Source organism: Paenibacillus shunpengii (genome assembly GCF_042684905.1).
In the GTDB taxonomy this organism is placed as follows: domain Bacteria; phylum Bacillota; class Bacilli; order Paenibacillales; family Paenibacillaceae; genus Paenibacillus; species Paenibacillus shunpengii.
Genome location: NZ_JBHUMJ010000004.1, coordinates 371,778 through 398,662, shown reverse-complemented (window position 1 = coordinate 398,662; position 26,885 = coordinate 371,778). Strand labels below are relative to the sequence as shown.

26 protein-coding genes are annotated in these 26,885 nt (G+C 45.4%); 5 read left to right on the top strand and 21 right to left on the bottom strand.

The window, feature by feature from the left end:
- Position 1 precedes the first annotated feature (1 nt).
- Together ACFSVM_RS18205 and ACFSVM_RS18200 are read right to left on the bottom strand one after the other, a co-directional pair.
- On the bottom strand, positions 2-1,084 hold the full coding sequence (locus ACFSVM_RS18205) for a Gfo/Idh/MocA family protein (RefSeq protein WP_090725494.1): 1,083 nt from the start codon (positions 1,082-1,084) through the stop codon (positions 2-4).
- A 74-nt stretch (positions 1,085-1,158) separates the two neighbouring features.
- Positions 1,159-2,250 carry a Gfo/Idh/MocA family protein gene (locus tag ACFSVM_RS18200; protein ID WP_379263757.1) on the bottom strand — a complete coding sequence of 364 codons (1,092 nt, stop codon included), beginning with the start codon at positions 2,248-2,250 and terminating at the stop codon, positions 1,159-1,161.
- Positions 2,251-2,397: 147 nt separating this feature from the next.
- Here ACFSVM_RS18200 and ACFSVM_RS18195 point away from each other — a divergent pair, with 147 nt between their 5' ends.
- Positions 2,398-3,219 (top strand): AraC family transcriptional regulator, encoded by an 822-nt coding sequence (locus ACFSVM_RS18195; protein WP_076313115.1) that lies wholly within the window; start codon positions 2,398-2,400, stop codon positions 3,217-3,219.
- Here the strand turns inward: ACFSVM_RS18195 and ACFSVM_RS18190 are convergent.
- Positions 3,216-3,515: a hypothetical protein gene (locus tag ACFSVM_RS18190; RefSeq protein ID WP_256209773.1), complete on the bottom strand. Its 300-nt coding sequence runs from the start codon at positions 3,513-3,515 to the stop codon at positions 3,216-3,218. The two genes, ACFSVM_RS18195 and ACFSVM_RS18190, sit on opposite strands and share 4 nt — an antisense overlap.
- 38 nt (positions 3,516-3,553) lie before the next feature.
- A complete protein-coding gene (locus ACFSVM_RS18185) occupies positions 3,554-4,495 on the bottom strand; it encodes a Gfo/Idh/MocA family protein (protein ID WP_076313116.1) in 942 nt (313 codons plus the stop codon).
- A gap of 151 nt (positions 4,496-4,646) precedes the next feature.
- Between ACFSVM_RS18185 and ACFSVM_RS18180 the strand changes: the two genes are divergently transcribed.
- Positions 4,647-5,270, top strand: coding sequence for a TVP38/TMEM64 family protein (locus tag ACFSVM_RS18180; RefSeq protein ID WP_076313117.1), 624 nt, complete (start codon positions 4,647-4,649; stop codon positions 5,268-5,270).
- A gap of 93 nt (positions 5,271-5,363) precedes the next feature.
- Entirely contained in the window at positions 5,364-6,335 is a 972-nt protein-coding gene (msrB, locus tag ACFSVM_RS18175) for a peptide-methionine (R)-S-oxide reductase MsrB (RefSeq protein WP_076313118.1), read from the top strand.
- Between the two features lie 127 nt (positions 6,336-6,462).
- On the opposite strand, the gene ACFSVM_RS18170 is transcribed toward msrB, so the two are convergent.
- Positions 6,463-7,260 (bottom strand): lipid II flippase Amj family protein, encoded by a 798-nt coding sequence (locus tag ACFSVM_RS18170; protein ID WP_379263753.1) that lies wholly within the window; start codon positions 7,258-7,260, stop codon positions 6,463-6,465.
- 80 nt (positions 7,261-7,340) lie between these two features.
- On the opposite strand from ACFSVM_RS18170, the gene ACFSVM_RS18165 reads away from it, so the two are divergent.
- Complete coding sequence (locus ACFSVM_RS18165) at positions 7,341-7,760, top strand: DUF2188 domain-containing protein (protein WP_090725489.1); 420 nt, start codon at positions 7,341-7,343, stop codon at positions 7,758-7,760.
- A 21-nt stretch (positions 7,761-7,781) separates the two neighbouring features.
- Here ACFSVM_RS18165 and ACFSVM_RS18160 read toward each other — a convergent pair whose 3' ends face one another.
- The 12 genes from ACFSVM_RS18160 to ACFSVM_RS18105 form a co-directional block, all read right to left on the bottom strand.
- Positions 7,782-8,708, bottom strand: a complete 927-nt coding sequence (locus ACFSVM_RS18160) for an ROK family protein (RefSeq protein ID WP_379263750.1) — start codon at positions 8,706-8,708, stop codon at positions 7,782-7,784.
- Positions 8,709-8,727: 19 nt separating this feature from the next.
- The gene (locus tag ACFSVM_RS18155; RefSeq protein ID WP_379263748.1) at positions 8,728-9,612 is read right to left on the bottom strand and encodes a phosphotransferase enzyme family protein; all 885 of its coding nucleotides are present in this window, start codon (positions 9,610-9,612) and stop codon (positions 8,728-8,730) included.
- 122 nt (positions 9,613-9,734) lie between these two features.
- A complete protein-coding gene (locus tag ACFSVM_RS18150) occupies positions 9,735-10,598 on the bottom strand; it encodes a DUF421 domain-containing protein (protein ID WP_076313123.1) in 864 nt (287 codons plus the stop codon).
- A gap of 253 nt (positions 10,599-10,851) precedes the next feature.
- Entirely contained in the window at positions 10,852-12,267 is a 1,416-nt protein-coding gene (gene pyk, locus ACFSVM_RS18145) for a pyruvate kinase (RefSeq protein WP_379263746.1), read from the bottom strand.
- Positions 12,268-12,787: 520 nt separating this feature from the next.
- A complete protein-coding gene (locus ACFSVM_RS18140; RefSeq protein ID WP_379263744.1) occupies positions 12,788-13,288 on the bottom strand; it encodes a DUF1854 domain-containing protein in 501 nt (166 codons plus the stop codon).
- Positions 13,288-15,489, bottom strand: coding sequence for an ABC transporter ATP-binding protein (locus ACFSVM_RS18135; protein ID WP_256209771.1), 2,202 nt, complete (start codon positions 15,487-15,489; stop codon positions 13,288-13,290). The genes ACFSVM_RS18140 and ACFSVM_RS18135 overlap by 1 nt, the downstream gene beginning before the upstream one ends.
- Before the next feature lie 21 nt (positions 15,490-15,510).
- On the bottom strand, positions 15,511-15,774 hold the full coding sequence (locus tag ACFSVM_RS18130; RefSeq protein WP_285849985.1) for a CD3324 family protein: 264 nt from the start codon (positions 15,772-15,774) through the stop codon (positions 15,511-15,513).
- 851 nt (positions 15,775-16,625) lie between these two features.
- A complete protein-coding gene (locus ACFSVM_RS18125; protein WP_076313128.1) occupies positions 16,626-17,003 on the bottom strand; it encodes a VOC family protein in 378 nt (125 codons plus the stop codon).
- Between the two features lie 427 nt (positions 17,004-17,430).
- Entirely contained in the window at positions 17,431-18,081 is a 651-nt protein-coding gene (locus tag ACFSVM_RS18120) for a cysteine hydrolase family protein (protein ID WP_090725477.1), read from the bottom strand.
- Between the two features lies 1 nt (position 18,082).
- Positions 18,083-18,874 (bottom strand): ABC transporter ATP-binding protein, encoded by a 792-nt coding sequence (locus ACFSVM_RS18115; RefSeq protein ID WP_090725475.1) that lies wholly within the window; start codon positions 18,872-18,874, stop codon positions 18,083-18,085.
- Between the two features lies 1 nt (position 18,875).
- On the bottom strand, positions 18,876-19,649 hold the full coding sequence (locus ACFSVM_RS18110) for an ABC transporter permease (RefSeq protein ID WP_090725474.1): 774 nt from the start codon (positions 19,647-19,649) through the stop codon (positions 18,876-18,878).
- On the bottom strand, positions 19,649-20,731 hold the full coding sequence (locus tag ACFSVM_RS18105; RefSeq protein ID WP_090725472.1) for an ABC transporter substrate-binding protein: 1,083 nt from the start codon (positions 20,729-20,731) through the stop codon (positions 19,649-19,651). Before ACFSVM_RS18105 ends, ACFSVM_RS18110 begins: the two co-directional genes overlap by 1 nt.
- A 267-nt stretch (positions 20,732-20,998) precedes the next feature.
- Here ACFSVM_RS18105 and ACFSVM_RS18100 point away from each other — a divergent pair, with 267 nt between their 5' ends.
- Entirely contained in the window at positions 20,999-22,687 is a 1,689-nt protein-coding gene (locus tag ACFSVM_RS18100; RefSeq protein ID WP_177178752.1) for a PucR family transcriptional regulator, read from the top strand.
- Here the strand turns inward: ACFSVM_RS18100 and ACFSVM_RS18095 are convergent.
- The 4 genes from ACFSVM_RS18095 to ACFSVM_RS18080 are packed head-to-tail and all read right to left on the bottom strand — an operon-like array spanning position 22,663 to position 26,865.
- Positions 22,663-23,688 (bottom strand): amidohydrolase family protein, encoded by a 1,026-nt coding sequence (locus ACFSVM_RS18095; protein WP_256209770.1) that lies wholly within the window; start codon positions 23,686-23,688, stop codon positions 22,663-22,665. The genes ACFSVM_RS18100 and ACFSVM_RS18095 overlap by 25 nt on opposite strands.
- Positions 23,685-24,734: a ring-opening amidohydrolase gene (locus tag ACFSVM_RS18090; RefSeq protein ID WP_076313134.1), complete on the bottom strand. Its 1,050-nt coding sequence runs from the start codon at positions 24,732-24,734 to the stop codon at positions 23,685-23,687. The genes ACFSVM_RS18095 and ACFSVM_RS18090 overlap by 4 nt, the downstream gene beginning before the upstream one ends.
- Before the next feature lie 26 nt (positions 24,735-24,760).
- Positions 24,761-25,654 (bottom strand): fumarylacetoacetate hydrolase family protein, encoded by an 894-nt coding sequence (locus ACFSVM_RS18085; protein WP_090725468.1) that lies wholly within the window; start codon positions 25,652-25,654, stop codon positions 24,761-24,763.
- Complete coding sequence (locus ACFSVM_RS18080; protein ID WP_379263738.1) at positions 25,651-26,865, bottom strand: amidase; 1,215 nt, start codon at positions 26,863-26,865, stop codon at positions 25,651-25,653. Before ACFSVM_RS18080 ends, ACFSVM_RS18085 begins: the two co-directional genes overlap by 4 nt.
- Positions 26,866-26,885: the final 20 nt, after the last annotated feature.

Here is a 26,885-nt window from a genome sequence, read left to right as displayed (position 1 = left end):
ATTACTCAAAATAAACTGCTTTTCCAGTACGTGCTGATTCATAGATGGCTTCAAGGATTTGAGTTACGACGTAAGCCTGTTCTGGTTTGACAAGAGGTTCCTTATCTTCAAGAATCGCCTCGATCCACATTCTAGCTTCCCGATCCGCGTCACTCTCGCTCTCACCTGCAAAAAAGGCAACACCGCCGGCATTAAGATCAATATTCTGTTCATATAGTCTGCTTAATTTCTCACCATTCAACCGAAGACCGTTCTTCATATCAGCTCCGCCTTCTGTCCCTGCAAGAAGGGTCTGTGCCTCGCCCGTCTCCACCACATTAAGAGCCCAGCTCGCTTCGACCTGAATGGTAGCCCCATTCTCCATTGTCACAAAGCCAAAGGCTGAATCCTCCACATTAAACTCTTTAGGATCCCAAGGACCAAATGCATTCGCTGCATTTTCCCGTCCGCTAAGCTTATGGAACACAGAACCCATTACACTCTTAGGTTTGTAGTTATCCATCAGCCATAAGGTTAGATCAAGCGCATGGGTCCCGATATCGATCAAAGGTCCGCCGCCTTGCTTCTCTTCGTCCAGGAATACGCCCCAAGTAGGAACACCGCGGCGGCGAAGTGCAATCGCTTTGCCATAATAGATATCCCCGAGTTCTCCCGTTTCGATAAGCTCCTTCAAATAGAGACTATCGTTGCGGAAACGGTTCTGATACGCGATGGACAGTTTTTTGCCCGTCCGTTTTGCCGCTTCGATCATCTCCAGGGCCTGCTCCGAAGTTTTGGCCATCGGCTTCTCACACATGACATGCTTGCCTGCTTCTAGTGCGGACACAGTAATAACCGAGTGGGAATCGTTTGGCGTACACACATGGACTACATCAATGCTCTTATCCTTGAGGAGCTCTTGATAATCGGTATACACTTTAGCTCCCTCGGCACCAAATTTGCTTGCTGCTTCTTCTGCGCGAGATTCAACAATGTCACAGAAGGCAACCATTTCAGCATTCTTTTGTTTAGATAGGGATGGCATATGTTTACCGTTTGCAATACCTCCGCAACCGATAATAGCTACTTTTAATGTTTGGGTCATGAACTTTACCTCCGCGTGCAGCTTGTTAATTTCATTATTGTTTAGTAAGTCTAATCGATATTGCTTAGATGTAGTTAGTTGTTGGATACAAGCTCAGGTTTCTTATGGACCTCAACGGTGCTCTCCAGCAGTACATGTCTGCCTTCAATCGAAGAGCGTTCAAACGCATGCATGGCTTCAAGCACATGGTATCCAAGCTTACCGCTTGCTTCAGCCTCACTTCCGTTATGAATCGCTTCTACCATCTGATTCAGACCTAGACCACGCTCATTCTGCTCACTGGCCGTTACTGGCTGGATTACTTCCCAAGCATCAGATCCAATTCGCTTCACTTTAACATCGCCGTTAAAGAAGTTTGGATCAGGCACCTGAAGCGTGCCTTCTGTTCCATGAATCTCGATCAGCGGCAGACCTGAACCTGCGCGAACATCAAAGCTTGCGATCATTGTTCCAATCACTCCATTGGCAAAATCCATGGTCCCAGCCAGATGGGTAGGTGTTTGTACCTGAAGCTTCTGACCTTGCTTCGGTCCGGATCCAACGACCCGGTCTGGGATTTGAATTCCGGTTGAAGCGCTTACCCTGCGGATCGGTCCTAACAGCTTAACAAGTGCTGTCAAATAATATGGTCCCATATCCAGCATCGGTCCCCCGCCGTAGGCATAGAAAAACTCCGGATCAGGATGCCAGGACTCAGGCCCGCCACCCATGAAAAAGGCGGTCGCAGATACCGGTTTTCCTATGACTCCGTCTTGTATGGCTTTCATCGCAGTCTGAATACCCGACCCCAAGAAAGTATCCGGGGCGGTTCCAACATAAAGCCCTTTTTCTTCAGCCAGCTCAAGCACTCTGCGGCCATCCTCAAGAGAGATGGTGAATGGTTTCTCGCCGTATACGTGCTTACCTGCCTCTAGTGCAGCTATATTGGTTACGGCATGACTGCCCGGTACCGTCAGATTTAATACGAGTTCAATTTCATCATTCTGCAAAAGCTCGTCAACGGTGTAAGCGTTTGCTACCCCGAACTCGGCTGCTCTCGCTTCGGCGCGTTCCATAATGATGTCCGCTACCGCTACAACTTCAATTACAGGACTCTTTTTCAGGTTCGTGAGGTATATGCTGCTGATATTTCCGCACCCGATAATGCCTGCCTTCATTTTTTTCACTGATCTTGTCACTCCTCTGGTGATTGACCTTCAAAGGTAATTCTTAACTGGTACTATAGTATTCGATTCGTTTATAAATTAAAATGAAGTATATGATCAAAACATGAACAATCTGGTCAATATTTTTATTTCAAGGAGTCAGTACTTATGTCAGTTGAACAATCCTGCCAAGTTCTTACAGCCGGCTTTTCTTTTCATCGGAAGCCTTACTATTTCTCACAGCCTGAAGGAGTGAAAAATTATCTGTTCCGTCTTCAGACCGATGGGAGGTGCAGAGCCCGGGTTGATGACCAAATGACCTTTATAGAATCAGGTGATTTGCTGTTATTTCATCCGACAGAACCGTATGAACTCAAGATTGATAATGAGGAGAACGGTGCCGGCAATTCACTTGTAGAAAGTGGAGATTATCATATTTTTTTCACTGGAGATTGGGCGGATGAATGGTGGCATAAAAAGAAGCGTCCGACGCGGATCAAGGTCGAATTGACCGAAAGCCTACTTAGCCTATTTCGTCAAATCGTTCTCGAACAGCGCCGGATCGCAAATCCATTTCCGGAGATCCCAAGCTATTATATGCGCATATTATGCCTTGAAATTGATCGTTTACTCTCGGAGCATCCGACCACGACACAAACCAGTTATTTAGCTTATCAAATCAAAAATTACATTGTTGAGAATGCTTCTACTTTATTTAAGCTTGAAGATGTAGCTTCCAGTATTGGCATTAGTGTCTCCAGGGCTGTTCATTTGTTCAAAGAAGCATTTGATACAAGTATCATGCAATATACACTGGATATCCGGTTAAATATGGCCCGTGAGCGCATTATTTTTAGTCCGATGTCACTCGAGCACGTCGCCGAATCTTCAGGCTTTAACAGCTATACATACTTTCATCGCGTGTTTAAGGCAAGATTCGGAATGTCGCCGAGGGAATTTCGTTCTATCCACCGAGAACAGCTTCTCTAACGCTTCCGCTGCTCGATCACCTCAGCTACGACCATAGCAAGATCGTCATTACCGTATAATGACAGGACACCAAGGAGTGTATCGTCTGCAATATCGCCTGCTTCTTCCTTAGGAACGACGAGATTCAGTACATGCTGAAGACGTTCGTTGTTCTTCTGTGCAGGATAAGCTTGGCGGTACAGCTCCTCAGGGTTCTGTTCATTGTTTACACACCACTGAGCGAAGACGAGAATCATCATATCCTCATCCTGTCTGTAGCTTTCAATGATTTGTTCTTCCATTTCTTTTTTATTCAAGGCTCATATCTCCTGTCTTGTATGATTTAAGATAAATATTACTGCGTCAGAAGCTCTTCACACAGCTCATGACTTGCAAGTACACGGCCGGCATGAAGCTCGCATCCCTCCGGCTCCTTGTCCAGGAAGTCCAGGAAATGCTGTACGCAGCCCGTAAATCCTCTGCGAGTGAGGATCGATTCCCAGCTGCCCGGTGTTCGGATGATGGATGGCGTGCCTGCTGCATGGAGGTGCAGCGTTTCCATCTGATGGACCCATGCTGTTCTGCCTGCTCCATGAAGCTCTATCGTTTCAGTGTCCGCCCCTGCAAAACGCACCATGCCAAACGAGCCCGCTCCTTTATTACCTGTCACTATACTGCCCGAAGCCTGGAGGAGCGCTCCCTGATCGTTCGTTCTCAGCCTATGGCTTGCGAGCTCGTAATCCTCACCGCCAAGCCATAATAGAGTATCAATCATATGAATGAGATCATCGTAGACGGTAACGCGGCTGGATCGGCTGTCCAGCTTCATACGATGCTTATGGCACACGATACTCTCAAGCTCTCCCGATTGGCTGATCCAGTCTTGTGCCTCACGGTACAGTGGAGCAAACCTGCGATTGAACCCGACAGCAAGCAGCACACCCATCGACTCTGCAAAAGCCGCCATTTCTATGGATTCCTTGAGATTATAGGACAATGGCTTATCTACATAAACGGCAATTCCCCGTTCGATACAGGCCATAACGATCTCATAGTGAGCTTCTGTTGAGGTATGTACAAATACGGCTTCCGGCTCCCAGTCAAGCAGCTCGTCCAGTTTGGTTGTTCCCCGATCAAGCCGATACAGAGAGGTGATCTCCTCAACTTTGGACAATGATCGATTCATTACGCCGACAACTTCCACCCCAGGATGGGCCGTAAGCAGCGGCAGATATACTTTATTTGCGATGTCACCCAGTCCTGCGATCGCAATTCTTTTTCGATGTGTTATTCTCATCTGGTTCTAGACTTCCTCCTGTCTCCTTCAGAATCACCTGCTCTAGTGTAACAAGGGCCTGCTCAACTAGCAAAGTGCACTTGTCCTCCTTATGTAAGTATGTGCGCATCCGGTATAATGTAAGAACGATGAATTCTCTGAGGATGATGATATGAAAAAATGGCTTCTCCTTACGCTGCTTTATCTGCCAGCGCTAATATTTCTTCTATTATATCGTAACGAAATCCTGACATGGGCGCAGGATCATGCGAATTATTTCAACTTAACGCTGATTGCCACCTTATTCGCTCTGTTTCCCGTGCTCCCTTATAAGCTTGTGATCGGGCTGCTGGGATACTCCTTCGGTGCAGCTATAGGCGGCATCGTTACCTGGCTCGGGACAACGATTGCCTCCATTATGGTGTACATGATGTTCAGATGGTTGTTTCAGGCGAAAGGACGGCTGTACTTGGAGCGAGTTCCCATCATTTCAAGACTCACTGCGCTGTTCGAGCAGCATACTTTCAGCACGATCCTACTCGCTAGAATGCTTCCAATCATTCCACAAATGGGGGTGAATATTTACGCAGGAACGGCCTCGCTGCCCTTCTGGAGCTATCTGCTGGCAACCTCTGTTGGCAAAATACCCAGTATCGCCCTGTATGCCTATGCAGGAGGCAACCTGTTAGAGCATCCGCTGCAAACCGCAGGTATAGCTCTGATTTATGTTATTATGCTCGTCATCGCGTTTGCCGCGTATAAAATAAGGTTAAAGCAAATAGAAGGACCGAGATAACCTCTTCATTGGTTAATATCGGTTTTTTAAGATATAATACTTCAAGGACAAGTTGATCTCATAATTCTTCATCGAATGGAGTGTGAATATAGAATGGAACCACTATTTACCGAAAAAGCTACATTTGCCGGAGGGTGCTTCTGGTGCATGGTCTCACCCTTTGAAGATCTTCCCGGCATTTTGAAGGTAAGATCAGGCTATACCGGAGGACATACGGAAAATCCGACCTATGAAGAGGTATGCTCAGAAACGACGGGTCACGTGGAGGCTGTTCAGATCACTTATGATCCGAAAGTATTCCCTTATGAGAAGCTGTTAGCCTTGTTCTGGCAGCAGATTGATCCGACCGATGCTGGAGGACAATTTCATGACCGCGGTACTTCGTATCAGACGGCCATCTTTTATCATACAGAAGAGCAGAAGGTGAAGGCGGAAGTATCCAAACAGGCGCTTGAAGCAAGCGGAAGATTCGATAAACCCATCTTTACCCCTATTCTGCCTGCTCAGACGTTCTATGAGGCTGAAGAGCATCATCAAGACTATCACAAGAAAAATCCAGCACATTACAAACGTTACAGTAAAGGCTCAGGGCGTGTGGATTTCATCGAGAAACACTGGTCACGCTCTATAAATAAGGAGCAGCTGAAAGATCGGCTGAGCCCGATGCAATACAATGTCACTCAAAATAATGGCACCGAGCCTCCCTTTCAGAATGAATTCTGGGACCATGAAGGAGAGGGAATCTATGTGGATATCGTATCCGGAGAACCTCTATTCAGCTCACGTGATAAGTATGATGCAGGCTGCGGCTGGCCAAGCTTTACGAGACCCCTTCGGGAATACAGTATTAAGGAAAAGACCGATTTGTCTCATTTCATGATCCGTACCGAGGTTAGAAGCCGGGAAGCCGATTCTCATCTGGGCCATGTGTTTGATGATGGACCTGGAGAGAACGGGCTTAGATACTGCATCAATTCCGCAGCCCTAAGATTTGTTCCAAAAGAGGATTTGGAGAAAGAGGGCTACGCTGAGTACGTCCATTTATTCGAGAAAGAGAACAGCTGAGCATTTTACCCTCATTCATTAGAAACGCAGGAGCTGAAAAGCCCTGCGTTTTTTGCCGTTGAAATTTGATGTTAGGTTATTAATGCTGAGTCTAGCAGCTCTGGACTACTTTGTTGTCCTGCACTAACTATATCCAGCCGACTATAAGGCTGATCCACAGAGCAAAGGGCACTAGAAGCAGCTGGGCAAGCAGCGTGCCGGCAAGGCGTGACATCAGCATGCAGCCATATACCCGGTTCATCTGCTCCAGACAAATCTCTCCCCTAAGTGATCGATCACTTAGAAGTGCGATCCGCGGGTCGATTAGCAGAGTCAGCAGAATCGTTGCCATACCGTTAATTAAGCCCGAAGATTGTGAAGCAGCCATCGCTTGTTCGGGATTTAGATAGGCTGCATATAAAGTGGCAAGAACGCCAACCGTATAAATAGCCGTCACCGACATGTTAAGGACCATCAGCCTTCTCGGCAAATTTCCAGCGAAGCATGTCTGAAGCATGGAGAACCTGGGCCAAGAAATGTAGTGAAGGGCATTTTTCATCGTATTCATGGAGCACAGTGAAGCAAGCATGCCAGGAATGGATCCTGCCTTCTCCAAATGAACCACCAGCCTTGAGGACCATCTTACCATGGTCGGAAACATGAGAATGGCGATTACCGTCCCTACTGCTGCCGCTCCTAAAATCCAATGAAGCTGAGTTTGCAGCATACTGCTGTCTGCGCCATTCGCCTTATCCACCATTGAGCCAAGCAGCGGCCCTTGTGCCATATTCGAAGTTCTTGAAACAAGGAGCAGCATACCAGATAAAGACAGAGCAATCGTGATCCGCTTTGTTCTTAATCCGCCTAGCCTCAGCGCATAAGACAGGCTGTCTGCAGCGTGAATTATCATTGTAAACATAAACGGCAGAGCCAGTTGGAGCAGCATGATCATTCCCTCCTTATGTTTTTGTCAATTTGTTATCGGGTAAATAGATAGGAGATATCTAATGAAGGGAGAGAACCATTATGCCATGGAGCAAACACGACTACCCTCCATCCATGAAAAATCTTGACCCCAGAATCCGTGAGAAAGCAGTGGAGATAGCAAATGCTTTGCTCGAAGACGGATATGAGGAAGGCCGATCGATTGCCATCGCTACCGCTCAAGCCAAGGAATGGGATGAGAATCATCCTGAAGGAAAGAACAAATCTGGCGGCGACAAAGACAGACCTGTTCACTCTTCTCGTGATCACCAGAATCTTCATATTGTTCCCTATGAAAATGGCTGGGCGATAAAAAAAGAAGGCAAAGACAAACCTGAAGATACCTATCACTTAAAAAATGAAGCAGAGGATGCGGCCAAGAAAATCGCGTCAGGTAAAGAGATGAGAGTCATTATCCATGATAAACAAGGTAAAATTATGACCTCCAAGATCTATCACTAAGCTTGTTACTGAGCAGCTAAGCTATGTAAGGATCAGCTTGGCTGCTCCTATAATCCCAGCTCTATTTCCTAATATGGCGGGCAGGATCGGAAGCGGCGGATGATCCGCAAATCCATCCATCGTGTACCTCTCTATATGTTTGCGTACCGGGCGGAGCAAGGCATCCCCCTGTTCTGAAATCGCACCGCCGATAATAATAGCGGGTGGATTATAGAGATGAATGAGATTGGTTAGACCGATGGCGATGAACTCGGCATAATCGTTGATAAGGATTTTTGCAGTTTCATTTCCCACCTCAGCTTGGGCAAACAATTGTCTGGGATCATCAGCCCAAGCAGGCTGTCCCGCTGCCAATACCTGTCTTTTTAGGGCTGTAACTGAAGCATACTGCTCCCAGCAGCCTTTCGATCCACACGTACAGGGATGACCACCCAACTGGATAATCTGGTGTCCAAAGGCACCTGCGTATCCACTTCTTCCCCGATAGGTATGTCCGTTTGTTATGATACTGCCGCCTACACCCGTTCCAAGACTAACACATAGAAAATCAGTCAAACCTCTGCCTGCGCCCTGCCACATTTCTCCTATGGCGAGTACGTTTACATCATTCTCCAGCTGTGCAGGGAGGTGGAGTCTTCGCTCCATTTCCGCTCTTAACGGAGTTCCTTTCCAATCTGGCAAATTCGCTGTTGCACTGCCGATGGCCCCGGCTAACGTAATGAACCCTGCTGTTCCCATTCCGATTCCTGTTACTTCGATATTTGTATAATTCCGGGCCTGCTCCATGCAGCTTGCAGCCGCTTCGGCAATGGAGTCAAGCAGCTGATCCTTGCCCTTCTCTGCATTTGTCGGAGCCATCATATCGTACAGAATGACTCCATCCTCTCGCACAAGCCCGGCCTTTATATTCGTTCCTCCAATATCCAGTCCCACTGCAGCCTGAAGCATGCCCCTCTCTCCCTTCTAATCAGCCCATTAATCGGTTGTATTTCGATATGTCAGAAATGATGTGATGAACATAATTCGTCGTTTGCTCTGTTTCGCCATACTCGGCAAGAACAGCTGTCGCTCCCCTTACCAACCACAGGATCATATTTTTGAGAAGCGAGTCCTGTTCCAGCTGTAAACCGCTCTGTTCATAACCTTTTTTAAAATTCGAAATATGAGTGGCAACCTGTTGATCTGTCCAAGTCTTACTCATCGACGATGTTAATAGTGCGGCTGCATCAAAGTGATAATCACCTGTTCTTGCTTCTCCATAATCAATGAAATACACCGAAGCTGCATGAAAAATGACGTTCCAGATCCCGAGATCAGCATGAATTATCCCTTCTCTTCGTTGCTCTATTTCAAGACAATCGGCTATGTATTTTTCAAGAGATGTTCTTAAATTACCGGATATATTGTGAGAAAACGTTGCTGTATTCCAGCTGATTTCCAAAGAAAATCGATCTTCTTGATGCGGAATCTTTGTATGCCTCAATACAGTATGCAGGCTGCCCAGCGCGTTGCCCATTTGCAGGAACTTGTCCTGAACAGATACCTTATCCGGCTCCAAATAGTGCTGAAGATTGTATATATTGCCTTGAACCTCTATATATCCATTTTCATTTTGACCAGGAAGCATGTATGGACTAATCTGATTCGCTGCAGTTCTATGAGATATTTCAAATTCGCAGGTCGCTTGATGTTTACTTCTTAGTCGTCTTAAAACGAATTGTTGTCCTTGTGCGGTTTCTAAAAGACGGGCATCAGATGTACGCCCAGCGGATATAGGAACAAGCCCTTTGACTTCTTCGAGCTCATAGTGTGCTTCTAAGCTTCTAAGCAGAGACCCTTCTGAAATATGCAATTTGTTTCTCCTTTATAAAATTGTAAAGAATAACGGCTTCCAGTCCCTCTATGTTATCCTTTAAAGTAAGAATATGTAAAGTGAACTCATAGAAAAAGCAAAAAACCGCACATTAAATAATGTTACGGCTTGTGTGGAGCTTTATAAGCATGCATTGCATTGTTCAGTTGATCTAATGCTTGCTGGTATTCCAGCTTGTCTTTCTCATAAACCGATAACTGTCTTCGCATGATTAAATCATCCTGCATTCGCTTGACCAGCTCAGCAATCTGATCGTTTGGCTTCGAGGTCGTCGGTTTAGGCAAAGACTCCTTTCCTGTCTGTACGGTAAGCTCTCCTTGACTGTCTACCTGTCCTATAAATACCTCTTTCAGCGGCAGATCCAGTCTGCGGAGCTCTTTATGGACCCAATCCTCATTATGTCCCGAAGCGGATAACGAATCAGGTAAAATATGTCCGTCGATGATAATGGTTTTTGGCTCTTGCTCGGAAGACAGCTGATAGCCTAACAGATCGGCAGTAAGAGGTTGATGCTCTTTTTTGAGCAACACGTTAATTTCTCCGCTCTGCTCCATCACTGCGAACTCCACATCAGCTACCCTGAACACATCTTTTTTACGAAGCTGTTCTAGAAATTCATCCACCGTGAGACGTTCTTTTTTTAAATTGTCTGCAAGCAAAGCCCCGTTCTCAACCAACACGGTTGCTTTGCCGTCTACGATATCCCTTAATTTTTTACTCTTCATCGTGACATACTCAGCTAATGTAGATACGGCAACCCATACAAACAAAGCTACAAACCCTAAGTACCATGTATTATCAACGTCAAGCGAGATATAACCAACCAAGTTTCCGAGCGTAATACCTGTAATATATTCAAATAGTGACAATTGGGAAATCTGACGCTTACCTAATATTTTGGTGATCAGAAACAGGACGGTTACCGATGCCAATGTTCTGATCGAAACCTCCAGCCAATCAGGCATATTTGTTCGCCTCCCTAATGGATGGTTTGTATTTTGATTCCATTTTGATGAATCCAGATACCTCAATACATGGGATATGGATTCCATTTGATGAATCCAGATACCTCAATACTGGGATATGGATTCCATTTGATGAATCCAGATACCTCAATACTGGGATATGGATTCCATTTGATGAATCCATAACCCTCAATACTGGGATATGGATTCCATTTGATGAATCCATAACCCTCAATACTGGGATATGGATTCATCATACCTCAACAATTTTGATCAAATTCGTCGTTCCCGATCTTCCGATTGGCACACCAGCGGACAACACCACCGTATCCCCCGGCTCCACAAACCCCTTCATCGCTGCGTTTCGTGTCACCGATTCAAACATCTCGTCTGTTGTTGTTACCTTCTCACCCAAATACGGAAATACACCTGAGTACAAACACAATTTAGGCAGCACCTCCGGGTTGGATGTGATTGCCAGGATAGGGGCCTTCGGACGATACTTCGATATCATTCTCGCAGTAAACCCGCTGCCTGTAGATGTAATAATTACCTTTGCTCCCAGCTCAAGTGATGCACTTACTGCACTTTGACTAATAACCTCGGTTATTTTGGTCGCATGCTGCTCTCTTTTCTTAAAGAATTCACTTCTATAATCAATCAGCGATTCAGCCTTCTTAGCTACGGCAGCCATCGTCCTCACTGATTCCACCGGATACTTCCCGGCTGCTGATTCTCCCGACAGCATCACAACATCGGCTCCCTGTAGAACAGCGTTCGATACATCACTGACTTCAGCACGGGTTGGACGAGGATTTACCTGCATGGAATCCAGCATATGGGTAGCCACAATGACAGGCTTGCCTGCCAAATTGCATTTCTGGATAAGCTCGATCTGAACCATCGGAACATCCTCAATCGGCACCTCCACACCCAAATCACCTCGAGCCACCATAATCCCGTCCGACGCTTCAATAATCTCATTGATCCGATCCACGCCCTCTTGGTTCTCGATTTTGGCATAGATCTGGACATGCTCGGCCTTGTTTTGTTTAAGAATTGATCGAATCTCCTCGATATCTGCTCCTTTGCGCACAAAGGACGCGGCAATCATCTCCACCTTATTCTCGAGCCCAAAAGCTATATGCTTCTTATCTCGCTCGGTTACCCCTGGCAGTGTCGTTTTAATTCCCGGAAGATTCACACCTTTTCTAGGCTTTAGTACTCCACCATTCAGGATTTTGCAGTGTATATCCGGTCCAGTAACCTCCATCACTTCAAGTCCAATCAGTCCGTCATCAATTAATATGATATTCCCCGGTTTAACGACGAGATTCATCTCGGCATAATTCACACCAATACGTGTGGCATCTCCTAATATTTCTTCTGTTGTTAATATGAGCTGTTCCCCCGTCATGAGCTGGACAGAGGCTTCTTTTAATTTTCCGATACGAATCTCAGGTCCTTTGATATCAATCATAATCGGTACAAATGTGTTCATTTCCTCTGCAGCCTGCCGTACTCTCTTCATCCGCTGAACATGCTCATCTGGTTCACCATGTGCCATGTTCAGACGCGCTACGGTCATTCCTTGCTGAATCATTTGCTTTAGCAGTTCAATGGAGTCACATGCCGGCCCCATCGTACAGATTATTTTTGTTTTAAGCATTCTTTCTCCTCACTTGTCGATAAGATTTAACCGTCAGGATCTGCCTCATTAATGCAGTCTTCTCCCGTAACAAAATGGTTCCTTTGTGAAGTATGTGTTCTGTCTGAAAAAATCATGTATAGGGCGTTCCATTTAGACGTTCCATTTTTGGCCCCCTCTCTCCGGTTGCTTCGCAAAAGTCGTTCGGTTTCCAAAAATTTCACTCGGGTGGGAGAACTGTGTTCGGCTTCTCAGCGGGCGTTCCATTTTTGGCTCCTTCTCTCCGGTTGCTTCGCAAAAGTCGTTCAGGTTCCAAAAATTCCACTCGGGAGGGAGAAGCGAGTTCGTTTTCTTGGCGGGCGTTTTATTTTGGCCCGTTCTCTCTGGTTGCTTCGCAAAAGTCGTTCAGGTTCTAATAATTCCACTCGGGAGGGAGAAGCGAGTTCGTTTTCTCGGCGGGCGTTCCATTTTTAAAAAAAACAAACATGACAAAGAACCGATACATTTACACCGCTGTATCGGTCTTTGTCATTAACGGTATTTAGATTACGTCAGTCAGTTGCTTTCTACTATGCTGATCAAGCGCTCTCCAATCGAGAATTTCACAGCGCTTACCGTTTATATCCGTTAATATCAATCGTCCCTCGCCAGGGTACTGTACATGCTCGTGTAAATTACGCATGGCCATGCGTGTTGGGCCTAGTGTCGTCTGCAGCTCCCAGACCCAGAGCTCTGATTTTTCTTTGACACTATCTACTCGGGTTACTCTCGGCAGGAAATATCGAAATTGCAGTTCTCTCCCCAATTCCTCTGCACTTTCATCATCCAGCTGACTTATATCCTCAATAATTCCGAGTTCATCTCCCTTCGCATTACGAATGGAAATATATTGAGAAGTGTACTTGAAAGGAAAAGTTCGATAGATCAGAATTTCATCATACAGTGCGCCTTCTATAACTCCCTGTAAAACACCTCCCGGCCCGCGGCTGAACATGATATCCGCTGGCTGAAGAAAGTGAATATCGTAAGGATCTCGTTCCATTAACCCTCGACCCCCTTGATCTTCGACAATTCTTGCTGTGCATCAACGAGTTTGCGATAAGCTCCCTCTTCGATCGAGAGCAATTCTTCATGGGTTCCCACTTCAACGATTCTTCCTTTATCAAGTACGACCAAACGATCGGCATTTCGCAGCGTTGACAGACGATGTGCAATAGCAAACGTAGTTCTTCCCTGTATAAGTCTTGAAATGGCTTCTTGAATCTGACGCTCGGTTTCTGTATCTACGGAAGCCGTTGCTTCATCCAATATCAAAATGCGTGGGTCATGAATAATTGCCCGGGCAATAGCAACACGCTGCTTTTCTCCCCCAGACAGCCTATGCCCTCGTTCTCCGACACGGGTATCATAGCCATCCGGCAGACGAACAATGAAATCATGCGCATTAGCAATCTTAGCTGCCCGCATAATTTCAGCCGGCGAAGCATCCGGCTTGGAATAAGCAATGTTCTCCGCTATAGTTCCATCGAATAAGAATGTCTCTTGCAGCACAACCCCGATCTTATTCCGAAGATCAGTTTGACTAATCTCTGTTAGCGGAACTCCATCGATATAAAGGCTGCCTTCATCTGGATCATAGAAACGGCAAATCAGATTAATGAATGTCGATTTACCAGCTCCCGAATGTCCTACCAGCCCAATCATTTCCCCCGGCTGAACCTCCAGGCTCACCTTCTTCAGTACGGGATGATGCTTCTCATAGCCATAGGTTACTCCATTGAACTGGACATGTCCCTTCATGCTGCCAATATCACGCGGGTTCTGTGCATCAGGTACATCCGGTGTCGTATCAAGAATTTCGAATACTCGATCTGCAGCGGCCAGTGCATTACTGGACCAATTAATCATCTGGCTAACCCATTGCAGCGGACCAAACAGCATACCAAGGTAGGATATCAATGCCATGAGTACACCAAGCTGAAGCTCCCCTTGTATAACCGATGCTCCGCCGTAATACCAGATGAGCAGTGTCCCAATCCCAGCGATCAAGGAAAATAACGGGAACATTCCCTGCCACAAGCCCTCGATACGAATATTATGCTTCACGAGCTGTTCATTCACTTCACTATATCGGGATATCTCTGCCTTCTCTTGTCCAAAAGCTTTTACTACTCGTATCCCTTGAAGCGAGTCACCTACAATGACGTTCAGACGAAAAATCGATCTCCATTGCTGATACCAGCGCCGCCCGATCTTAGGCCATAGAGATAAGGACACAAACACCATCACAGGCATAGGAAGTAACGCAAAGAGCGTCAGCTTCCAGTCAAGTCCAAACATAATGGCGAAGATGGCAACCACTCGGAGAGATTCTCCAGTTACCCAGATAATACCGTCTGTCATGAATTGCCGCATTGCCTCCGAGTCACTGTTAACCCGGCCAATAAATTGCGAGGTTTGCCTCCGGTCAAAGAAGGACAGGGACAGCTTCATTAATGCGTGGTATATATCCTTCCGAATGTCTCCCATTAGTTTGGAGCCGACCCATACGCCCAGCAATCCGCGAACCGTTTGCATGACCGATGTAACGAGCATGGTTGCTCCTAGTCCGATAACCAGCCACAGTAACGAAGCGGATAATGAATCCGGTTTCAAAACATCGTCTATCATAATCTTCGTTAAATAAGGCGGGATGAGTTCAACGAGTGTAGTTAATACAAGTAAAATTCCGGCCACAATCATTCGTCCCTTATATGGCTTTGCGTACCGGAGCATACGAAGAAGTACTTTTCCATTATCCTTACAGACAGGACATGTCTGAGTTCCTTCCGCCAGTGGATGCTCGCAATTCGGGCAATAACGCGGAAGTTCTTTTTCCGAAGCAGTCGGCAGCTCTTCCTGCTGAATCACAGCACAGACCAGCTTAGCTGCGAAGCTATAGACCGCCGTAAGGGCGGCCGTATATCTCGCGATAACTACAGGACCTTTGGATGTATCCGCAATGAAGGAGCCGCCGCCAATTCCACTGACGGCTCGGGCTTCTGTCATTTGCTGTACCTCCAGCCTGCTTATATTGACTCCTTCCGGAGTCCAGACCGTGACCTCTTCCCTAGTGATCACGGTCCACTGTTCTCCGAAATGTCCATTGCGCAATAAATCTGTCCGTGCGCTGAATAACAATGGACCTTCAATTTGAATACTAATCGAGCTCGGAAGCCCTTGAACGATCGACAATGAAGGCACTCTCCCATCTAACCATCCTAGTTACCTGGACTTTACTACAATTTTGCGAATACTCTCACTTGATAGATGATATTTCTGCTCCAGCTCCGAAACAGACCATCCTTTGGAATAATATAGTGAAATTTCTGCATTACGCTGAGCTAGCTGCTTGCGGGCTCCGCTCTTTTCTCCCCAGCGTGCACGCTCTTCGGTAGCTTTTGGGATGTAGATGAGATCTCCTTGTATATACTTTTGAATCTCTTTCAATAAGCTAGGGGGAAGCGCATCTCTTCCATTTTTGTACATCACGATAAATATCCTCCTCAAATACGGTTCTCTGGCCACTCACATCATCACTTACAAAGACATTTAAAATCATGTTCGCATCTCCTTTCGTTCATTTTTGGTTGTTGTAACCTTCTCACGGAAACTATGCCCTCAAAAAAATAAAAAAACCCTGAACGTTTACAAATGTCCATAGGCAGTCCTCAACATTATTCATAGGCTAAAATTCACACAACACACAGTCCTTCTCACGATTCATTAAGAGTCACTTGTCATGATCGCGTATCGGTATAGAGGTACCTTGGCTTGAGCATATTCAGTTGTTCCTGTTGTTGAAGTTTAAGTGACGGCTGCATTGTACTTTCTCCTCTCTTCTTAAGATTAGATTCCGCCGGTTACTTAGCAAGTTAGCATGTGGCAAAATCTTCAATATGTAAAACTAAACTTATTATAATGAAACCATTGTTATATAGGCAAGAAATAGTTTTTAAAATTTACAAATTTTATCACACAGGGTCAAAAAGATACGGTATGGATGAATAATGAGAGGAGGCATCAGCCTCCTCCCATGCTAAACGCACAACTTTCGCACTTAAGCGAAAGTCACCTCGCGCTCATTGATCAATTGGATCATCTCCTTTCCTTGTATTTCGTCGGCCCCGACAACTACATTATATAACCAGTAATTCGCACCAGGGTAGAGAAAGAAAAGTTATAACTAATCTTTACCGTGATCACATCTTAAGCCCTGATTTTATTAGATCGTCAATTTCACACCGCGAGATAACCGATAAGAAAGCGATTTCAATTGAATGAAGTCATATGCAATATTTCCATCCAGCTATTCTGATCTCCAAGCGTATGCTATATTTTTATCTGCTAAATTCAAGAAATTCAATTCGGTTGCCAAATGGATCATGAGTATAGAAGCGTGTGATGCCTTCTTCTGTACGTGCCTCATCATGGATAATGGTTATATTTTCCTTCGTCAGATGCTCCTTTAAAGCTTCTATATTGTGAACATGAAATGCAGGGTGGGCTTTAGAGGCAGGTGTAAAATCCTTCTGCACTCCAATATGTACTTCATGAATCCCACATTTAAACCAAATACCACCGCGTTTCTGTAATGGCTCCGGCTTAGGAATTTCGGTCCACCCTAGAATCTCTTTAAAGAAATGACGTGCTTCTGATTCACAGCCTTCCGGTGCAGCAAGCTGAACATGATCAAGACCAACAAACCTAAATGACATCGTCCTTTTCCTCCTCATGAACACTTTCTCGTTTCATTAGATGAAACTAAGTTTTAAATACTACCTTAGTACCATTTTACCTAATTTGGAAGGAAAGAGCTATCGTGTTTTTTTGTTCTGCAGGTATGTCTCTGAGTAAAGGGGAAATATTTCGGATTCCTTGTCGCTATACGTTACTTTTTGTCTCCCCGGTCCCAGAGACTTGAATTCGAAATCCCTCAGCTCCGGCTTCAACTGAGAGCTTCGTCACGATCATCATGAATCCGGTTATAACCAGAACTATGCCCATTAATTTTGAAAGCTGAATATTTGATCTCTTCACTTATATTCCCTTCATATGGATTCATCTAATATAAAAAAACGTCTGGGATGACCCAAACGTTTCCATTCTTCTGTAATCTTTTATGAATAACAATGTATTGGCTGATCAGGTAGATGTGACATTTCCAACGTTGTTCCAGAGAGAAGTGATGGTGGAGGAGGCTTCAACAAAGCCAAAGTGCCGTTCTATATTGGTTAGACTCGGTTCGTAAGCGTCCAAATAAAGGCAGGTGGTAGCATCCTTTGCGAGCACAACATGGTACCCTATCAAATGAGCCTCCCTAAGTGTGGATTCGACACAAGTATTCGTATTGATCCCAGCAGCAATAAGCGTCTTTACTCCCATACCCTTTAATACTCTTTTTAGTTCCGTATCCACAAAGGCATTATAACGATGCTTCCACACCAATACATCCTCTGTGCGAATATCGAGCTCCTGAATAAAATCGGCCCCCCAGGTTCCAGTCCGGCAGCTCGGAGGATGGCTTCTACCTATACGCCGCCTTATCCAGGCATCCTGTCCGTCGTTCAGCTGGTTGTGAGACATCCCAACCCATATGATGGTAATATCAGCCTGCCTCGCTTCCTTCACTAATTGACTAATTACGGGGACGATCCCACTGTACATGCTTGTATCATAGCCATACTGAGCGAATACACCTTTTTCATGAATAAAATCATTCTGCATATCGATAATCATGAGAGCTGTCTTTTCTTTCAATACATTAGTTAAGCTATACTCTGTATATTCGCTCATCTCATACCTCCGTCAGAATACCTTGAGATTGAAAGACCTCCCGTATCTCCCGAACATGCTCAAAAAATTTCGGATGCGTTCTTGTCTCCATACTACGCGGCCTTTCTAACTGAATTGAAATATCTTTTAAGATTGAGCCAGGTCTAGGTGACATCACGATGACCCGATCAGATAGGAAAACCGCCTCTTCAATGCTATGGGTAATAAAAATAATAGTACATTTATACTTCGTATAAATCTTTAACAGATCATACATCATCTGCTCACGAGTTAGTGCATCAAGCGCACCAAAAGGCTCGTCCATCATCAGTAACGATGGGTTCTGAATTAAAGCACGGCAGATCGATACTCTCTGCTTCATTCCTCCTGACAGCTCAAATGGATATTTGTCACCGAAACCATCAAGTCCAACCATGCTTAGCAGCTCGTTGGTTTTTCGTTTTTGCTCAGCCAGCTGTTTACGGTTCAATCTGTTCTCCAGTTCATAAGGCAGCAGGATGTTCCCCTGTACTGTCCTCCATTCCAGCAATAGATCCTTCTGAAAGACAACCGCATTCCCCGACTGCGGCCCATTCATCGTACTTCCATCCATCTCGATGGTGCCTCCTGTCGGTTGATCCAGACCTGCAAGTAGATTCATCAACGTGCTTTTTCCACAGCCACTCGGTCCCACAACAGAAACAAATGAAGATGACTCAATATTTAAACTGACCTTGCTCAGCGCTTGAACGACACCTGTACGCGTCTCGAATTTTTTCTCTACATTTTGAATTGCGATTGTTTTTCCAGCCATCTTATTCTCCTCCTCTGGCAGCTCTGTACCAAGGTATAGCTGCTCTTTCGATCCATCCGACCAAATTGTAAAAAATGAGTCCGATGACTGCCAGCATGACAACCACACAAAACTGCATCGTAATATCAAGATTGGCACTGGCAGCAAGCTGAAGATAGCCTAGCCCTCTGTCTGAGGAGACAAATTCCGCTACAACGGCTCCGACAACAGCCAGCGTAATTCCTACTTTGAAGCCTCCAAAGATGCTAGGAAGTGCCTTTGGCAGCCGGAAGTGCATAAACACCTGGAACGTACTGGCTTTCATGGACTGTGCAAGCATCAGCATCTCTTTCTCCGATGAACGCAGACCTACTACACTATTGACAATGATCGGAAAGAACGCGATGAGAAAAGCGATAATGACCTTTGTGACCATCCCAAATCCAAGCCAAGTAATCAAAAGCGGGGTAAGTGATATCATAGGCACGCACTGTAGACCAATCATGATTGGAAAAAACGACCTGGAAAAATATTTCGAATATACGATGATGATAGCGAACGGAACACCAAACCCAACCGATAAGGCAAACCCAGCTAGGATTTCGACTATGGTTATCCCGCTGTGCCTAAGCAATACTTGCCAATCCTGAGCCATACGTTCAACGATATTAAGCGGAGTTGGCAGTAAGTATTCTGGAATTCCGAACACCATGCAGCACAGCTGCCATAGAGCAAGAAGCGCAAATACGGTAAGCGATACGGACAGCAGAGACTTAAACTTCGCAGTATTACTCATTAGTCTTCTCCCCCTGCTTCCGCAGATTGGTCAGGAAGGTACTGATTCGTATAATACGTATCTACTTTCTCTCTATTCTTAATAAGGCCAGTCTCTTGCATAAGCAGTGTCATCTGCTCTAAATGCTCTGCATTGACATATCCATACGGCTTTCCATCAGGACGTACAGCCAGCTCTCCTGTTCTTACAATTTGTTCAGCTGTAATTTGTTCATCAACCACATCCGGAAATAATCGTTTGGATATAGCTGCTGCTTCTTCAGGATGCTCCATAGAATAGGCAAAGGCTTCATCCACTGCAATCAGAAATCGTTTTAACGTATTAGGATTCTCTTCAGCAAACTTATTGTTAGTAATAAGTGAGAGTCCCGATAGGTCAAAACCATAATCCGCTAAATAAAGCGGTACTAGCTCTTGACCTAGATTCTTCTCGAACAATGGATACTCATTTGTTGAGAATACCGCTATCGCATCTGCCTCTCTGTTCTGGAACAGCGTATTTCGTGCACCGGTTTCCACCATCATGTGCTCTACTTTTTTATAATCGGTGCCATTATACTCCAGAAATTTCTCATACACGCTGGTGAAGGTTGATCCAGATGAGGAAGCCAATGACTTTCCTTCTAAGTCCTTCGGTGAGCGAACTGGGTTATCCGGATAGGACAGCAGAATGATGGGTGAGCGAGTCATATAAGATGCAATCATTTTCACTGGCATCCCTTTCTCTATCCCCTGAACGGGCTCTACAGCTGAAGTTACCCCAATTTCTTCTTTATTTTGGGCAATCACCTGCAATACCGACACTGATCCAGATCCCTCCAACACATTCACGTTAAGTCCATACTTTTCAAATATGCCTTTTTCCTTGGCTACAAAAAATGGAGCAAATTCACCTTTAAATTTCCAATTTAGACGTAGTGTGAGTTCACTTTGTTCAGCTGGAGGCAAGTCAGTTCCAAGACCTGTACTTGAGCTGGCGTTCGCAGCTGTACTGGCTGTTTCGCGGACACCTTGATTTTGATTAGCACATCCCAAAGCTGTCAGCATAACCGTTACAAGCATGACGATCCAAATCTTTTTCATTTTTTCCACTCCCTCTCTTTTGTGTCAGGTTTATTGACATTGTTCTTTTACTTGATAAACACATGATAGCGAGATATACGATGCAAGCCTATGTCCTCAGTGCACAAGATCATGACTATGAACTTCAGCAGCACTTACAAAAATGGGGCATATATCTAGATGCGCTCTATTTGATAGGGCATAATGGTTAAAAACTCTATTGTTCAGGTCCGTTTTTACCTAGATTGAATTCATGACGTCATAAAATCTTACATTGGAGGAATGAAAATGGCACTAACACTGAAAAAAATTTTAAAGTTGCCGTTCTTCTACGGCGCTTCCGTTGTTGCCGGGGAGAACGGATTGGATTCAACCATTGAGTCCGTTAATGTCATGGTCAAACTTCCACATCAAGAGTCCGCTTCTCCTGACATTGCGACATGGCTGTGTAGAGGGCAGCTTCTATTCACCACAGAACATGTAATTTTAAGCAATCACCGTGTACTTACCGCATTCATTCATCAAATGTCCGAAGCTGGATGTGCAGGTATGATTATTAAAGCCAGTCACCACATCAGCCCACTTCCAAAAGCGATGCTCTCCGCTTCCTCAACCTTGCGAATGCCAATCGCTGTACTTCCTAATGAAAAGGGTCTCGGGGATATGATGAGTCAAGTCATGAGCATTTTACTGAATGAAAAGCAGGTTGAGCTTGAACGGACTTTTGAGATTCATCGTAAATTTTCCAAACTCTTCCTGAATGGTGCTACCATGTCAGACATCGCCCAGACACTGACAAGCGTAGTTCATCATCCAATTCTGATTACGAACAGCAAGCGGACCATGGTCGGATGGTCGGCTTCTGCTCGCTCCTGGGCAGTATCTGAGGAGTTTCGCGAAGAACTACTTCAATTCATTGTGAATCAGAGCCCTACTGAAAACAGCCTATCGTACTATAAAACAACAAGCGGAGAACGGCTCGGAGTGTATCCCATTCATTCTTCTGGAAATTTAAAGGGCTACATTATTGTCATGCATACGGATGAAACGTTAAAAACATTGCTGATGCCTCTGGAACAAGCTGCTCAGGTCATTGCTCTTGAGAGCGTCAAGCAAGCTGCTCTAATGGAGGGGTCAAACCGGCTTAGAGAAGAATTTTTCAGTGAGTTATTAGATAACGGTTATACATCAGTACAGGAGATTATGAAACGCGGCGAGAAATATGGATTACAATCAAATGGCACCTATTGGGTCGCTGTTTGCCAAGTTGACTCTTCATTGGACGGACGGATTTCCTTTCCTTTTAATAGCAGGGGTTATGAGTACCTGCAAGAGCAGATTCAGGCCTACCTTGATGCTAAACACATGAATGCCATAACAACCGTCAAAGGAGATCATATTGTCATCATTCTGACTTCTAATGATCTGTCGGTTTCACAGCAAGAGGGACGATTGATTCAATTGCTGCAGAGTGCACTCTCCCATCTTCGAAAAAGCAATGACCATCACCTCTTCTCCATTGGACTCAGCAATCATGCCGATCAGCTTGACCGATTGGCCAGGGCTTATCAGGAAGCTGTCCTGGCATTAAAACATGCAAATGACAGTCATAGCTCCACTTCAGTACATGCTTACCGAGTTCAGCAGGTTCCTGATCTGATTCGGATGCTGCCTTATCATAAATTAAGGGAGTTTTGCGGCAGTATTCTCAAATCGATTGCTTTTCCGAAATCAGATGAAAATATAGAACTATTGCAGACACTCGATGTGTACTTACAGCAAAACTGCAATGTCAAAGAGACGGCAAGGGTGCTCTTCCTGCACCGCAATACCGTCTTCTATCGATTAAATAAATGTGAATCCCTTCTTCAGCTTTCATTTAAAGATCCTGTGGACCTCCTCAAGCTGCAAATGGCCGTCATGATTCATCACATTCTTAAATCTCATGAAATTCAAGCTGAACATACTTTGTCCTGAACAATTTGAGGGAGAGGCACGTGGGATAATAACTCGCGTGCCTCATGTGTTTCAAATACGACGGATACATTAAGCTCATGATAAGAAGAAGCCGATAGCGGATCAGCCGGGCCTCTTCGAATCATATCTAATAGAGCAAGCTGTTCCTCAGGCTCATAAAACCGCTGCACGTAAGCCAGAAGCTGCGCATAGCCGAGCATGTTGCCTCCTCCAAGTGGATTGAATAGATCTCCCATATTGTCACTTCCAAGTCCTACTGGAATTCCTGCTTTCAAGAGCTCTTTCGTTCTTGTAATGGGTCTTGTTGCTACTGCTGTAGGACACACTGTAACATGAAGCTTGGCATTTGCCATAAGCTCTATCGTTTTTGCCGCTTTAAGATCGGGTACAGTCGCCAGAGAATTGCAATGAATGGCATAGATCTTATCTCCACATTCCTGCTCTAAGGCTTGCTCTGCAAGAAAGGGCAGAAGAAAGTCCTCCGGCTTCCCACTCTCATCTGTATGGAATTCTAACCAGGGAACATCAAATTGCTCAGCCATCGCCATCATTTTTCTAATGTGTAATTTACCATCTACATCAACTAGCGTATGTCCGCCAAGCCCCATCCTCCCCATAGTGAGTGCTTCCTGCAGCAGTTTCTCTGTCTCTGGGTACCGATCAAAGCCTTCCTGATTAAAAGCTGTAATGTCAATAACGATGTGCTTGGCAAATGCTTGTTGCAGCTCAAGCATAGCCTCTATTCCTTTCAAGCCGACAACCGGATCTACATCTACATGTGTTCTTACATAAGTCGTTCCATAACGAATCATCTGAAGAAGCGCCTTCTCAGCGCGGTCATATATATCCATTTTAGTAAACTCAGCTTTTTTCTCCCTCGTCCATCCGCCACGAATGCTCGCGGGAGCATCCACATAGACTACCTCGGGAACGAGCATCCCCTTATCCAGATGTGTATGCGCATTAGCAAATCCTTTACATTTCCAGATCTCACTCATCATTCCTCATCCCCTCTGGCTTCAGCGATAACTGCGATTAGATTAGCTCCACGCGGGCCCTGATGCTCTGAACCGGCTGAGCACAATATGGCTGCATCATTAACAACGCTTGCCACAACCGCATGAGCCACTGATTTGGCAACGACTCCTGCATGCATGCTTAGTGCATCGGTGTGAATGGTGTGACGCTGTCCTCTAATATGAGGCAAAGCATCCGCACCGGCATTTACAAATATTTGCCGAATCCTCCCCTGCTCCTTGGGTGATAGCAAAGGATCAACGGCCATATCCAGAGATGCGAAGACACGATAAAGTCCTCTGAGATCAAATCCGTCCTCCATCATGCCAGATGCGATTACAAGTGAACTGTCTGCCCCGTCTCTGTTACCCATCACAATTACACGAATGGCTGTCTGTTCTCCGCCTGCGGAGACAGAGGTTTTGACTGTATATAAACGATGGTCCCCATTGATCGCTTCATCCGTAATCTTTTCCCGATCGACCTCCCCTAAAGCTACCGCAGAGCCGAGTGCAGAAGAAGCTTTGGATCGAACCCCTCCTTCCCCCCAGGGACACTTGATTTCAACACAGTGCACGTCACCAAGATCTGTGATTCCTGCGTCTCTGATTGCATCACGTACCGCTTCTGCTGCCAGATCCACTTGAACGCAAGTGCCGATTTCTTCCGGAAGAAGCGTTCGACTTGAAGCTACGCCGAATACCCATCGTTTGCTTCCCGCTCTTGAATCAGACAGATGATGATCGTTTCTCAAAAATACGGTATAATGCGGACTCATATAACCGCCAGTCTTACCAATCATCATCATCGGAATTTCTTCAAAAATAGCATCATGGGTTTTGCTTAAATATTTGGACAATAACACTTGGAAAGCAAGTGTACTATATCCTCTTGCATAATTATCTCCTTCTGTTTGAGCTATGATGGCTTTGATATGAGCGGCCTTGATTTGGCCGGACTCAAGTTGTTCCTCTAGTTCACTTACATCTCCTGGGTGCTTCATTGTAAATTTCATTAGTTCATAACTCATTTCTATCTTCCTTCCCTGCAAATTTTTTAAGCATCTGTCCGTTTGATTGTTCTTGAAACGAAATTTACGAGAGGCATAAAACCATCTATTCGACATTCGACATGATCACCCTCACGAATAATACAGGCTCCGGGAGTTCCCGTCATGATGATATCTCCGGGAAGAAGCGTCATGTGCTCGGAATGAAAAGATACTACATGTGCAGGTGTGTACCTCATTAGGCCAGCCTTTTTTCGTGCTTCAACCTGTCCATTTCTTATCGTCGCAATCTGGATCTCCGCAAACGGATCGACCTCATCCGGTGTTAGCAGCTCAGAACCCAGACTGAAGAAAGTATCGAAGCTTTTGGAGCGAGTTAAGAATCGGGGGTTTTTTTGATGTATATCATCTGCACCAATATCAAGCACGGCAACATAGCCTGCAATACAGCCAGCCGCGATCTCTTCGGACACATGACTGCAAGCTTTGCCAATAACGATCGCAAGCTCTGCCTCTGCGATGACTCGCTCAGATTGCTCTGGAAGCCGAATATCGTCCGCGGGACCAATTAAGCTGGTGCTTGGTTTGAAAAATCCTACAGGTTCCTCACGTTCTTTTTGATTCCTGAACGCAGTAAGTTCTTCATAACTGGAGGTATAGTTAAAGCCTATTCCATATATTTTTCCAGGATTACGATACAAGGGAGCAAAATAAATCTCATCCGGGGAAGCCATTTCGAGACCTGGTAATTCATTAATAAAAGATCTGCTTATGATCCAGCTATTCAGCTCATCAAGCCTTTCTTCTCTCAGCAAGGACATCATATCTGTAGGCCAATCCGTCTTGTAGATTCGATTCATCATCTCTATTGAAATGACACCTTGCTGAGCTTGAATGCCAGCCTGCTCTTTTCCATTCTGAATAAAGCTCACATATTTCATCGAATGTGCTCCTTTCGGGGAACCAGCTTCAGCTCAGATTCGATATTAGCGATAAGCCGCAAGAGATCCATATCCCGGCCCGGTCCAGCAATAAATGATAAGCCGAAAGGATATCCCTGAGCCTCCATCCATGGAACGTTAACTTGGGGTAACCCGCCTATTCCAGCTACACAGCATAGCTGCATTGTGCTAATTCTTATCTGTTCTGCTTCCTTACCCGTGAGTCCAATTTCAGGGGCTATGCTCGGAGTTGTCGGCACAATTAGCACCGTATTCTTTTGCAGCTTCTCATGAAGAAATGCTCGAACTTGCTTGATATCTTCCCGTGCCAACCCGGCATCTTGAGCTTGTATTCCTTCGGCCCATTTAAAACGCTCGCGAACAGCAGCTCCAAATCGCGGGTTTACTTCCTCGATCCAAGGTCCGTGTGTTCTCCATATCTCATATCCCTGTAATGTACGAAAGGCTCGAACCCAATCCATTAGCTCGAATTGCATCCCTTCGGTTATCGCTTCTTCATCACAATTCAGTGCCGAGCGTAGTTGCCCAAATCTCACACCCAATTCTTCTTGTACTTGCTCGTCTACCAGATCCCACATATCCGTTGCCCATACAAACCTAAGCTCGTCTCGATCATTTTCTCGAGCATCACCTTTAAATAACGTCTTTCCCACTTTCAGCATGGTCTCTATTTCGTTTGCCATCCAGCCCGGCGTATCAAAACTAGGGGCTAGAGGGACGACTCCAGTCAATGACAGGCATCCCCATGTAGGCCGAATACCGTATACTCCGCAATAGCTGGAAGGAACTCGAACAGATCCCGCTGTATCTGTTCCTAACGCAAAATGAACCATCTCAGCAGCAACCGACACAGCAGACCCGCTTGACGACCCTCCTGGAATACGGCCTTGTGCCTTAGGATTAACCGGAGTACCCCACTGTTCATTCTCGCCGTTCAGTCCGAACATGAGCTCGTCCGTATGTGTTGCACCTACGAGTTGAGCTCCCTCTTCCAATATTCGTAACAGGATGGGTGCATAATTCTTGGCTGGATGATGTGTACGTTGAAAGTCAGGATTTCCAGCACTGCTCACATGATTTTGAATATCATAGACGTCCTTCACTGCAAATCGAAGACCTTTCAGACTTCCCCCTATTTCATGAACCGAAATGTCTCCCATACTTTTCACGAATGCTCCCCAACGATCCATCCATTTGTACTCCTCTCTCC